Source organism: Paenibacillus senegalensis JC66 (assembly GCF_000285515.1).
GTDB classification, from domain to species: Bacteria; Bacillota; Bacilli; order Paenibacillales; family NBRC-103111; genus Paenibacillus_L; species Paenibacillus_L senegalensis.
Map to the genome: position 1 here is coordinate 331559 of NZ_HE610957.1, position 12742 is coordinate 344300.

A 12742-nucleotide genomic window follows, 5' to 3' on the forward strand; every position below is an offset into this window, starting at 1 on the left:
CTTATTGTGCCGTTATTTTCAGCTGTTTTATACCCATCTTTTAAACGGTTTCGCTTCCCAAGAAATGCCATGCTGGTGCGTCCAGAACTTTAATGAATGAATAGCCTCGTCTTCATGACCCGCGAAGCGAAAACAAAGACGCGGGGAAACCAGCTTCTGCTTATGGAGCCTTATTCCAACAGTAGACTTAAAATATCCATCTATATAAATACCGGCAATGTCTTCAGGCTGCAGCCGAATTCCATTCACCTCCAGTTCGGGTTCGGCCTTGTCCTCATGGATAACAAGCTTTAATGTCCATTTTCTGGTGAATATGCGATATATTCCATATATCAAAGTAAATAGTGCCAATGCTGTAGCTATGCTGTGAACCACCCAGCCAAATCCGAGAACGGATATCATTGGAAGCAGTACAAATCTCCACACTGCAATAGACCCGATTAAGGAAAGCGCGGCACTCGATTTAACAATGTGCCTCTGATAAGTAAGCTTATAATGTTTCATCTAAGCGATTTCAACAGGGACAAGCCTTTCCAGCACCATGGCGACCCCATCCTCATCGTTAGTACCCGTAATCTCGGAGGCTATAACTTTTAGCTCCTCAATCGCATTCCCCATCGCCACGGGATAGCCGCATCGCTCAAAAAGATCTAAATCATTCCGGTCATCGCCGAACGCAATAGTCTCTTCCAGGCTAAATCCGTACTCTTTACACAGCTGCTCAGCAGCATTGCTTTTGGAGACCTGGGCGCTCATAATTTGCACCAGACTGCCCTGATCGGTTAAAAGCACGTTCACTGCAGCGCCGAATGTATGCTTGAGTTTATCATACAAGGTGATCTCCATCTCGCTAATTAAAATCTTGCTTGGTATGAGCTCCAGCATCTGCTCTGTATTGTAAAGCGTAGGACGGACTTCCAGGTTGTACATAGCCTCATCCTCAACTACTCTAGTGGCATACCACCGGTCTTCTACCTCCACGCTGAGAACGCAATTTGGCGCTTGTTCCAAGCAGTATTGAATAATAGCAGTCGAATCATCCAAGGCAATCGGATAATGGGCTTCGATTCCGCGGGCATGATCGATAACATAAGCACCGTTATAGTAAACGACCGCACACTTTCCCAGGATCGACTCGGAAACAAACCTTTTCACAGAACGCGGTGGTCTAGCCGTTGCGATGATAAGTTGAAAACCGGCAGCATAACAGCGCAAAAGCGCCTCCTCATTGCGGATGCTTACTTGTTTATCAGAATTCAGCAATGTTCCATTCAAATCCATAATAATCCCTTTACATAGCTTTGCTCCCATGCTTCTTCCCCTCCGCTAATGAGCTGCTGCTCGATAAATATAGCGTTGATTATAGCACATTCAGCAAAAAATTCCCAGAACTGCCAAGACTAGATTTCCACTTGCAGCCGAGCCGCAAGCAACCCCCAATTTTACGTTTAAAATAGCCTCCTCCTTTATAAAGGCTCGCCTCATTATAATAGAAACAGGAGCGACGTAAATTGCCGCCCCTGTAATGTAACTGCTCTGTTTGGACCTGCCGGATAAGATCCAAATGCCGGATTAAAATATCCAGCGTTAGCGAAAAACAACAGTCATGAGATCACTCTCCGTAATACCCGCCGAATTCTCCAGTTCAGCCTTATACGTGTAGGTGCCCGAGGATTTGCCAATCAAGTCGGTAACAGCTGTCTGCGCATACGGAGTAGCCTTCTTTAACACCTGCTCATCAAGCAGCCGGCCGTTTTCGTAAAGCCGATAGATATCGCCGTTGGTCCCCCACCACATATTCATGCGCAAGCGATAATTGCCGTCTTCGTTCCCATAATCGCGGGAGAGAACCGGTTTTCCTGGTGCAGCCTGAGTAACGGTGACGAGTAAATCGTCACTGCGCGTTATACCGTATTCATTCTTTAATTCAACATAATACCGGTATTCGCCGTTCGGACGATCGTACACGGCCATGGACACAGATTGGGCATGTGGAGAATGGTCAATCAATACCTGCTCATGGACAAGCACATCATTTTCGTAAAATGCAATGGAGCTTCCGTTATTTCCCCACCACATGTTCATATTAATCTCATAGTTGCCATCCCGCAGCCCATTCACATGACCTTGCGTATGGGACAGAACAGGCTTGCCAGGTTTTCCGCTTTCTGCTTCCATGCCAGGCTCCCTGCCGAAGCCCCAGCGCGGAACTAGAGCTCCGCCGCGTTCTTTCGCACCGGTTCCCCAGAAAGGAGCATAGGCGTAGCTGCCGGATACGACCTGACCGACCTCGCGAGTCCAGAACGAGGTGCCAAGCGCGTCAGTACCGGCGTCATGAATAGCGAAGGAAAAATGACTCTCCAGCGTTTCTCCCTCTTGCAGCGCGGCAAGACTTGCGGATAATTCTGGAACTGCCTGCCAGGCCACCGCAATGTCGTAAACCGTCTGTTTGTTCGACTCATCGCGTGCGACCTTCATCCACCCTTCCGATCCTCCGTCAAGCGACACATCCATCGGGCCGAGCGGAACCGGCAGTGGCGCATTCGTCGGATAATAGGTCTGCTTGTTCGTCCCTGGTGCCGCCTGCCGATGCAATTCAGGCTCGCCGTTCAGATTCATCGTTCCGACGAACAAGTAATCCATATGTGCGGCAGCCGCCTTGTCATAGTGCGGATCTCCCCGCAGCAAATCGTCCGGATTGTCCGTCACCACATCGAAGGCCAGTTGTACACTATCTGCATTGAAGGCAAAAGCATAAGGATCTTCGGCAAAAGGCGGATTGGACATTTGCGACTGATCGGGCACGAGCGCGCGGAAATAGAAGTAATCATCATCCCATGCCGTCTTCACGTTGTAGATGACTGCATCATGCTCATCCGGGTTGGCAATAATATCTTCGATCAGGCTTGGATCAAGGATCAGATCCAAATAGTTGGCAACTCCATTGCTGAGCATCGTTACAGGAAGCACGTCTTGCCAGTCGGCATCCGTATGATCCTGGCGGATCGTTTTCCTCGGGGCATGCGCTACCTGAATCGTTTGCTGCCCTGCCTGCGTCGTTATTACCTGTCCGCCAGCATCATGCCGGTCGAACGAGTACTTTACCGGATACCTGTTGAATTCATTTTCTTCCGTTTCCAGTGCGGGCAGTGAAATTCTTCTCTTCTCGCCCGGGGCGAGATCGGCAATGACGGCGGTATCTGATTCAAGGATCCACCCTGGCGGTGCTTCAACCGTAAGCACTCCACTTACCCTTTCTGGCGTCACATTTTCCACATCGATTTCCAGCTTATTATCCGCCGCATCCACCGGCTGCAGGAGAGACAAAGGATGAATCATCAGCGGGTTCGTATAATCGAACTCCGCGGCAAGCAGCTTCTGTTTCAATTCGGCTGGCGACATATGATCGGCCACGATATAGACGGTTTCCCAGGGCCGCAGCGCCAGGCTGACCTCCGGTTCGCTGCCGGCCGAGAGGCGGCGTCCCAAATAATCGTAGATTTCGATGCCTTCGGCATCCGCAAGACGCAAAGTTCCGCTGTATGGCTCATCGGCGTACAGTGCGGCAACGGCACCGCCATTTTGCCGTTCGAACAGGAATCCCCAGCTTGACTTCGCTGACGGGTACAGCTCCTCCAGCAATTTGCTGTCCTCCAGGAAGTGGGTCATTGCCGAATAGGCGATGACTCCCGGCTTCGGCTCTCCGGAAGAGCTGTCGTATAGATTGAAATCATCGCCAGAATAAGATGCGTCCGGGGATAAAGAGAACCAGAATATACGCACTGGCATATCTCCCGCAGCCAGCATATTCAACAGGTATATGGGAGCAATTGTGCGAGCCACGCCATATTTCCTCTCCGCCTCGGGCAGGTGAGCCATATGGAAGCGTTCCGCTGTACCGAGCTCCGTCTGCCACATGCCTGCCTTGCCGCCGGACCTCGATCCCTGTTCATCCAATATTTTCTGCAGCCGAATCATCGCATACTTCTCGGGATCGGGCAGACCGTAGGCATGATTGACCGAGCCGTCTACGTATCCGATATCGTCAGAGCCTTGAGCGTACAGTATATCGCGGTTATACATCGTTGAACCGCCGCCGATCAGCATGACATCAGGAAACTCGGGCTTCACCCGCTCCCAGATCAGCCGCGTCATATCGCGGTAATCCTGTGCATCTCCCGTTTTCCACGTCCATCCTCTAATCCATGGCTCGTTCCATACCTCCCAATATTCCACCAGGTCATGCAGCGGGGCAATCGACTGGTACACCATCTCTGCATGCGCTACCAGATCAAGCGGGCGATTCTGGTGCCTGGACGGATTCGGGACACCGGGAATCGGCATGACATTCCAGGGCATGTTGTAGTTGATATAACCAAGCGAGCGGACACCATATTCTTCCCAATCCAGCACTTCCTGTCTGGCCGCTTCGATTTCCTCTTCTCCCCAGAATACGCCCGGCCTAGGGTTGACGATCGGCGGATCAACTGCATCGATCCCCCTTCTCCATTTCACCCCCATCTTCTGCGCAATGCTTTGGAGCAGCTGCTCGTTCCCCGGCCGCAGATCCATACCGAAAGGCGAATCGGAGCGCACACCCTGCACAGCCGGATGGACGATGCCGAAGGCGAGCTTCCGTTCAGTCGAAATGTCCCCGTTCGGCTCGATCACCTGTACCTGCGCATGATAATAATCGGCTTGATCGAGATTGTCCAGCGGTATCACCAACGTTTTCGCCTGACGCAGAGCTAGCTCAATCGGAACTTCCAATTGCTGCACCAGCTCCGTCTCCCTTGCCCAGACCGATATGTTGATATTTCCCGTTACTTCCGAAGGATAGCTATTTGTGATGCTGGTTTGCAGCGCGGGCATCTCTTCTCCTAACACGAACAAATTACCGGGCTCCGTGAATGCCAGTTCATCGACAAGCAGCATGTTGTCGAACGAATCACTCGGTACCTCGTAAACCATCAGGTCGTCAATAGCATAAGCTTCATCCGTGCCGCCCGTGTCCGTTCTGACAGAAAAGCGCAGATCAACCGATGTAATATTACGCTGTCCACCATTCGGCACCACCTCAAAGCGAAACGTTGCAATATCGTCGGATGTAACCGGTATAAGCCAATCAGGGTCTTCATTCTGGTATGCGGCGGTTGAGAACAGCGAAGGCTCGGCTGTCGGAAAGCGGGGGATCAAGTTGTTGTCAAAATTGCCGAATTGGATCGCCGCTTTAATATCCCGGCCCACCGGCTTGTCGCTGGCGCTTGTGCGCGTCAGTTTGAATGAAAATTCAAAGGCAACCGGCGTGCTGCCCACAGGACGGTTATAAATTTGCTTGATGCGGTTCACCAGCTTGCCGTCGTTAAGTCTTGCGTAGAACAAGCTGCCCTGGTTGGCCCCATTCGACGCATCGCGAAACTCCAGTGCTGTGTTGCCGCCAATTTGAATCAGCTGCTGACTGCCGCCCGTATCGCTTTTATCCAAAACAAACGGACTGATACCGGACTCAAATCCGATGTCGATACGGTCGGACAGTAAATTTTCGGGTTCGGGCAGCTCTTCATCGCTTTCGCTTTCCTCAGCGTTAAGCACATACAGATCATCGGCCGCCGCCAGTTCTGCACGAATGCTGTTCTCGGCCGCTTCAACTGCCGCCTGCACTTCATCTGACGTCTGCACTTCATCTGACGCCTGCAGCGCACCGATTCCTTGCCATTGTCCGAAGAGCAGGGTGGAAATTAAGACGCAAACCAGAATTCGCTTCATCTTATTCACGTAGTTCCCCTCCATTTCGCTTGCTTCAATATCTTCCCAACAAGCCTGCCGAATGCCATTAATATCCTTAAGCTCAAATGTGCAGCTGAACGCGAGACAGGTCTTCCCCGGCAAGCGAGAAGCTCCGCATTCGCCCGTCCCGCAGCCTGATCTCGACATCTGCTGGCGAGGATGCGCTGCATACCGCTTCTGCCCGGCCGTCCGCATGAACCGCAAGCTTAACAGAGCCGCCGCGGCTTGCAGTGATTCGGATGGAGCCTTCCTCGCAGGACAGCTCCTGCCCGTCAAGAAGCGCGAGGATCAGCGTCTCGGAAGCCGTTCGCATCCATCCCGCCCGGCCTTGGAAGCGAATGTCCTCTTGCGCCCACTCGAACGGTTTCCCCCTGTAGAAGACCCGGTCGCGATACCACTCCGATGACAGATCGAAGCCATACGGAGTCGAAACAGGTGTCAGCGAGCCGTCATGAGTGACGAACGTCATCAAGTCGCCTGCCCCGTCGATCCAGAATCCCTTCGTTGCATCAGTTGCCAGCCAGACGCGGCTCGAAGCATCGCCATGCACAAAGTGAATATGCGGGAATTCCTCGTCCTTGTGGACAAACCACGAGAAGCGGCGAAATATGGCCGGGTTGAACACTTCGTCGCAGACGACAATGTAATCCGTGTCGACCATCAGCACGCTTCGGCTCTGATATTCCGGCCAGGAATACGCCTCAGCCGGCGATGAGACGACTTCCGCAAGCTGAATACTGTCCAGGTCGATCAACGGGCGGGTCAAATCATTAGGTCCAATCGATCGAAAGGCCCCCTGCTTGAATACACCGAAATTCGTGCAGAGATCCGTATCGGAAACTCTGGCGTCTCCTACATCCTCATGACCGTTATGACTGAAGGCTCTCCCGTTAGCGTAATAATACAGAACGCCGCACCCGCCTTGACCGGCAACGCCCCAGCGGTAATTGAGGCCCGAATCAATCTGCTGGAGCATAACGAATGATTCCTGCGGATCCCCTACGCCGGCTCGCAGCACGAAGCCGTAGCCTGCAAACTTTCCGCTGGTTAACGGGTACGCTCCGCATGCGGCAGCCGCCTCCTCCCGGAAGCGCGCTCCCATTACAGACCACGCCGGCGAGGCGTGCTCCGGCTCGAACTCCGGATCATCCGGAGAAGTAATGCCGAGAATCACAGCGCTCAACTGCGGGGCGATTTCCGCCAGCTCGATACCGAGATAGCGAAACAAATTCGGCGGGACGATGCGTCTGGCATGAGCGCCCTGCGGCAGCATGACTCGTCTCGGCTGCTCCGTCTGAGCCTCTGTCCACCTGTTAATCGGACTCGTCAAGCTGCTTGCGACCCATTGCGCGAGTTTGACGAGACCGGGCTTTGCCAGCCGGTTTTTCCCGTCAAAATGGTACTTCAGCAAATACGAGGCGCGAATAGTCGGCTTGAGGAACGCCCATACATAACACCCCAGATTTTCCGTCCATCGCCCGCCAGCTGCTTCCAGGTCTGGGCGATCGGGACGCACATGGTAGTGCAAATTCCGTTCCAGCGCAAGCTCGAATACATCCACCCATTCCCCGGCTGCCGGGTGCGCAGGGAACAGAGCAGCCATCAACGCCGGCACCCCCTTGACATCAGCCAAAAAATTCGGATGGCCGGAAAGCATCGTCTTGAGCGGCATGTAGTCTTCCGCTGCGTGCAAGTATCCCATCAGCAAATAGGCAGCGGTGATCCTGCGGCGCTGCTCGGGCGTCATCAACCCGCGCAGCCGGTCGAAAGCATCGATCCAATCGTCATATATGCTGCGTGAAGGCACCGGGGAGAAGCCGGAATCCTGGCGCGGTCCGAACAGGGCTGCGCCGCTCAGCAGCTCGCTGTCGCGCAGCATGCGCTCGAGCTCCTCCACCGTTTGGATGCGGCCGTGATTGAAAATCGGCCCCGGGTATGGCGCATCTTCGGGATACGTTAGCGTCCAGGCGGACACTTTACCGAGATGAAGGAAGCTGTACCACTGCTGCAGCCACAACGTATGCGAACTCGGTCCTCTCGGGCAGGCAGCGCCAGTCGCGCATGCGGCAACGTACAGCTTCTCCAGCCGCTCGATCTCCTCCTGGTCCTTCCGATGATCGTATGCACACACCGCCATCGAACGGCTGCCGTCCAACAGCGTTTGCTTCCAGCGGAAACCTTCCTCCTCCCGGTAGTAAAACCGCACTGCCAGCCGATCATCGGATCGCCAAAGAGCATACTGCCCGTCATCCCAGCGCTCCGGCTCACGAATAAAGACGCCAACACTGTCCGATGTTGTCTCATTCCAGAAGGCGGCCGCATTTTGGCGCAAGAACGCGGGCCACGGCTCATAGGGCAATAACCGGAACGGCAGCTCGCCCTCTGCGGAATCATGCACCATCATTTCAATATGCGTATCGGTGACCATGCGGTCGATCGGCTCGAACGGGTAGCGATCGAACCCGAACCCCTCCTCGCTGCTGGCGGCCTCCCTCGGCCGATTCGGTGCGAACCGATGCGTCGGGCGAAACCCTGCCCAATCGGTGCGTACCGAGACCGGAGCGCCATCCGCCGCGAATCCTCGCATCGTCTCATCGAATTCGAAGAAGTCCATAGCCCGCGCGATAGCGAGCCGCACCTCGTAGACGGCGCCGCAGATGAAGCGGTAGCTCAGCCGGAATGCGGCAAACAGCGGCCCCTGCTCGATGATTTCACTCTCCGCAAGGACTGGGCCGGCGGATTCGATATAAGCAGCACCTAGCCGCCTCCCATTCCTCCCGAGCCTCCACACAGGCGGGCTTTCCTGCAGCGTCGCCAGCGCATTGAGACGCGGTACACTGAGCGTAAGCCGCCCGTTATCCACAATCCACCAGGATGAATCCTCCGCCACACCGATTTCCTCTAACATTTGCACGGCGCGCGATGCCTCAGGCTCCCGGGTAATTCGGTAGCGCTTTCTCCCGCCCGAGGGCAGGTCGGACATCAGGTGAAGCAGGGCCTCGGTCCGGCCGTTAGATCCGCTCTTCATGCTGCTGAACTGCATAGGCATCGCTTGCCCGTTATCGGCATCAACTAGCCGCAGCTCTTCCGGCCGGATTCCTTCCTTTACCGATATTCGATACGTCAAGAGCGTTTCTGGCCATGCGTAATACGGATGCTGCAAAGGCTCTTCCAGTACAATGTCGACGGGCTCGCCATCGAAGCGGAGCTGCTTTCCTCCGTCCATTACGTCATCCTCCTAAATTATCGAGGCAGTAAGCGGTCCCCTGAGCCTCTAGAAGTGTGTTGAATAACTAATGCCTGTTGTTGATTGCGGGTCATTCTTTCGGGCTATCTTTCAATCTGTCTTTGCGATCTGCCTTCAGTTTCCGCTGCTCGGCGACACCGCTACTTTATAAGGCTCCCCGCTATTCAACCTTGTATTGATACCAGTCGGTTACCTCTACGAGCATGTTTTTGTTTTGCGAGAACCAATCGCTGTTGAATTCATCCACTTGCTCGCCACCCGATGATTTCCATATGTTCTGCGCATCGTTCAAGGCAGTCTCCGTACTGTAACCCGGCGTAATGATGGATTTCACCCAAATGTCATTCATGCTCATCTCTGCATTTTGTTTGATAAGCAGCAGCTCCGGTGGCAGCGTAGGAACTGTGTTCAGGCTTACGGAATACGGCACCGGCATTTCCGGTCTCAGGTACATCTGTCTTGCATCTTCCAATAAACGGTCGAAGGCCGCCTCGTATTCGTTCATTTCCGCTTTCTTCATGTTTGCGCACGGATCCAGGAATGCGGAGCGAATCATATAATCGCGATTCCAATCAACTTCCTTCTTGAACTTCTCCTCGTCTATTGTTACTGGACAGCCGTTCGGGCCTTCCTCCCAATGCTCGCCCTCGATGCCATACTGCAGCACATGCGCTGTTTCCGGGTCTGTGATGAAATCAATATATTTCATTACAGCATCCGGATGCTTGGCATTCGTGTTGATGACAGCGATAGGGGCTAGCGGACTGTTCAATTCGGGAGCATAATGGCCAAATTCGGTTTTCGGCAGCGCAATGACCTGCAGTTCCCCATCGGGAACGGCCTTCATGAACGCTTCCATCTTGGCCGCGCTAAAGTTGCCGCCCCATATGCCCAGCCTGCCGGAAATAAAATCCTCCTCCGCCTTCTTGCCCTCGGTATCCGTCAGGAAGTCCCGATCCACGGCGCCGGCGTCATACAGCTGTTTCTTCAATTCATAGGACGCCTTCGTCTGTTCCCATAGCGTGGTATACTCCAGGTTGTCATCCAGCACCGGATAGATGCTCCGATAGGCGTACGTAATGATGTTTTTGCTGGAGCCGGACAAAGCGATGCCGTACGTATCGTGCTGCCCGTTGTTGTCAGGGTCCTGCTTCGCGAAAGCAGTTGCCACAGCAAGCAGCTCCTCCGGGGTTGTCGGTACGCTAAGGTTCAGCGCATCCAGCCAGTCCTTGCGAATCAGGACAAAGTGATTGATGTCGAGGGGTGAGATGCGGCCGACCATATAGTTCTTCCCGTCTTCCTTCGTACTCATGGCAGCTAAGTTCGGATATTGCTCGATCAGCTGCTTATAATACACACTGTGTTCCTCGATCAATTCGTCCAGCGGCATCACAAGCCGCTGACTTACAAGATCGTTGCGAATGTCGGCGGCATATTCAATAATCAAATCCGGGGCGTTCCCGGCAGCGAACATGGCGTTGAGCTTATCTCGGGACTGCCAGCGTGGAATGGCCACGAATTCCACTTCCACATCTTCAGGACCATTCTCATTGATCCATTCCGTCCAGCGGTTTTTCTCGTAGGAGCCCTCTCCCTCCGGAATACTCGACCGGTCGTAGATCGACACGGTAATTTTCTTCTTCTCAACTTTTTTTTCTGTGCCTGAATCACCAGGTTGAACAGCGTTTCCATCTCCGTCTGAGCAAGCGCTTAGCATCAGAACCGCTGACAGCGCGGCCCCGAGCGGCCACCTCATTCTTCTCAAATTGACAACCTCCCTGAAAATAATCATTTACGCTTAATCGATGAACCGCAGGTTTAATTTTCGTTTGCAAGCGGTTCAACTACTTCAATACAAGCAGACAACCTGCCAGGACACTACCCCTTAATGGAACCAATCATTATTCCTTTGACAAAATATTTCTGTATAAACGGGTACACCACCAGCATCGGGATGACCAATACCATAACAGCCGCCGCCTTTAATCCTTCCGGCGTGGCAAGACGATCCACCTCCTCTCTGGACAAACTTGCCGTCTCCTGCAAGGATTGACTATGGATCATTTGCTGCACCATAACGGTCAAATTCATCCGGTTGCTGTCGTTGATATAGATCAGCACATTTTGAAAGGAATTCCAGAATCCGACGCCGTAAAACAAGGTCAACGTGGCAATAACCGGTACCGAAAGCGGCAGAATGACTTGCAGCAAAAGGCGCATTTCACCGCAGCCGTCCATACGGGATGCCTCGACGAGCTCCTCGGGAATACCTTCAAAAAATGTTCTCAGAATCATCATGTTGTACACCGACACCAGGCCGGGCAGCCATAAGGCCCAGTAGGTATTGATGAGCCCCAGGCTCTTCACCACCAAATACGAGGGGATCAATCCCCCGGAAAACAGCATGGTAAACACTACCGCCAAAGTAATCGTCTTCCTTGCGTAGAAATACTTTCGCGACAGCGGATACGCCGCCAGCACCGTGAACACCATGCAAAGCACTGTCCCGCCAACCGTAATCACGAGGCTGTTGCTGAAGGCAGTGACGACCTTCGTGCGCTCGATCAGCATACGGTAGGAATCCAGCTGTATGTCAATCGGAAACAGGGTTACCCGACCGGACATAATCGCGCTCGAATCGCTGAGACTCAGCGCCAGAATATTCAGCAGCGGAATCAAGCACGTCAGTGCGGCTATTGCCATGATTGCATAATTAATGCCATAAAATATTTTATCTCCTGTTGACGCTTTCAAGGGTCCCCCTCCTTACCACAACGATTGATTGAATTTCCTGGCGATCCAGTTCGCGGAAACGATGAGAACGAGGCCTACCAGCGAGGAAAACAGCCCCATCGCCGTCGTAATGCTGAACTGTCCGCCCTGGATACCCATCTTGTAAATATAAGTCGGGATGACTTCAGCCACGCTGCTGACGACCGGGTTCTGCAGCATGTAAAATTGGTCGAAGCTCAGATCCATCACGGATTCCATGGACAGGATGAGCAGAATGATGATTGTCGGCCGAATGCCCGGCAGTGTAATATGCCAGATTTGCCGGAATTTGTTCGCTCCGTCCATGCTCGCGGACTCGTATAATCCCGGGTCGATCGCTGACATGGCCGCGAGATAAATAATGGCGCTGAATCCGGCCTCCTTCCAGATCCCCGAACCGAGAAGCACCGCAATCCAGGACGCTTCATTGTACAAGAAGGCATACCGGAAGCCGAACCACCGATCCAGCAGTTGATTGATCAGCCCTGATTCAATCGAGAATAACGTAACGACCATGCCGCCGACGATGACCCAATTCAGAAAATGCGGCATATACAGCAGCGTCTGCACGGTTCGTTTAAACCACATTTTTCTCAACTCGTTCAGCAAGATGGCTAGCAGAATCGGAAACGGAAAACTGACGGCGATTTTCAACAGCGAAAGGACAAGCGTATTCCGAATAATGTTCAGCATTTGTACATTCGAGAACAAAAGCTCAAAATTCCGCAGCCCAACCCAAGGGCTTCCCAAGATGCCCTCCGCCAAATAATATTGTTTAAAGGCAAGAACAAGCCCAAGCATCGGCGTATATTTGAAGATCAGGAAATATAGCGCAACCGGAAAAAACATAATCAGCAGCGGAACGTTCATCCTGAACAGCCGCTTGCGGGCGTTTTTCCCTGCAGGTATGGATGTCATAAAAGCACCTCCCTCAAT

The 12742-nt window shown here is 53.2% G+C and carries 7 protein-coding genes; all 7 read right to left on the reverse strand.

The window, feature by feature from the left end:
• Positions 1-27: 27 nt before the first annotated feature.
• Entirely contained in the window at positions 28-504 is a 477-nt protein-coding gene (locus PSHG_RS01830) for a hypothetical protein (RefSeq protein WP_026021133.1), read from the reverse strand.
• On the reverse strand, positions 505-1311 hold the full coding sequence (locus PSHG_RS01835) for a Cof-type HAD-IIB family hydrolase (protein WP_010268600.1): 807 nt from the start codon (positions 1309-1311) through the stop codon (positions 505-507).
• A 276-nt stretch (positions 1312-1587) separates the two neighbouring features.
• Positions 1588-5775, reverse strand: a complete 4188-nt coding sequence (locus PSHG_RS01840) for a hypothetical protein (protein ID WP_148497607.1) — start codon at positions 5773-5775, stop codon at positions 1588-1590.
• Positions 5776-5848: 73 nt separating this feature from the next.
• Complete coding sequence (locus PSHG_RS01845) at positions 5849-9013, reverse strand: hypothetical protein (RefSeq protein WP_010268605.1); 3165 nt, start codon at positions 9011-9013, stop codon at positions 5849-5851.
• A gap of 181 nt (positions 9014-9194) precedes the next feature.
• Entirely contained in the window at positions 9195-10790 is a 1596-nt protein-coding gene (locus tag PSHG_RS26360; RefSeq protein WP_235782021.1) for an extracellular solute-binding protein, read from the reverse strand.
• Positions 10791-10912: 122 nt separating this feature from the next.
• Positions 10913-11788 carry a carbohydrate ABC transporter permease gene (locus PSHG_RS01855; RefSeq protein ID WP_010268609.1) on the reverse strand — a complete coding sequence of 292 codons (876 nt, stop codon included), beginning with the start codon at positions 11786-11788 and terminating at the stop codon, positions 10913-10915.
• A 12-nt stretch (positions 11789-11800) separates the two neighbouring features.
• Entirely contained in the window at positions 11801-12742 is a 942-nt protein-coding gene (locus PSHG_RS01860; protein ID WP_010268612.1) for an ABC transporter permease, read from the reverse strand.

What these genes read in the sequence shown, in the direction of transcription:
- PSHG_RS01830 (WP_026021133.1), bottom strand. Translation starts at nt 504, where the DNA reads ATGAAACATTATAAGCTTACTTATCAGAGGCACATTGTTAAATCGAGT.
- PSHG_RS01835 (WP_010268600.1), bottom strand. Translation starts at nt 1,311, where the DNA reads ATGGGAGCAAAGCTATGTAAAGGGATTATTATGGATTTGAATGGAACA.
- PSHG_RS01845 (WP_010268605.1), bottom strand. Translation starts at nt 9,013, where the DNA reads ATGGACGGAGGAAAGCAGCTCCGCTTCGATGGCGAGCCCGTCGACATT.
- PSHG_RS26360 (WP_235782021.1), bottom strand. Translation starts at nt 10,790, where the DNA reads ATGAGGTGGCCGCTCGGGGCCGCGCTGTCAGCGGTTCTGATGCTAAGC.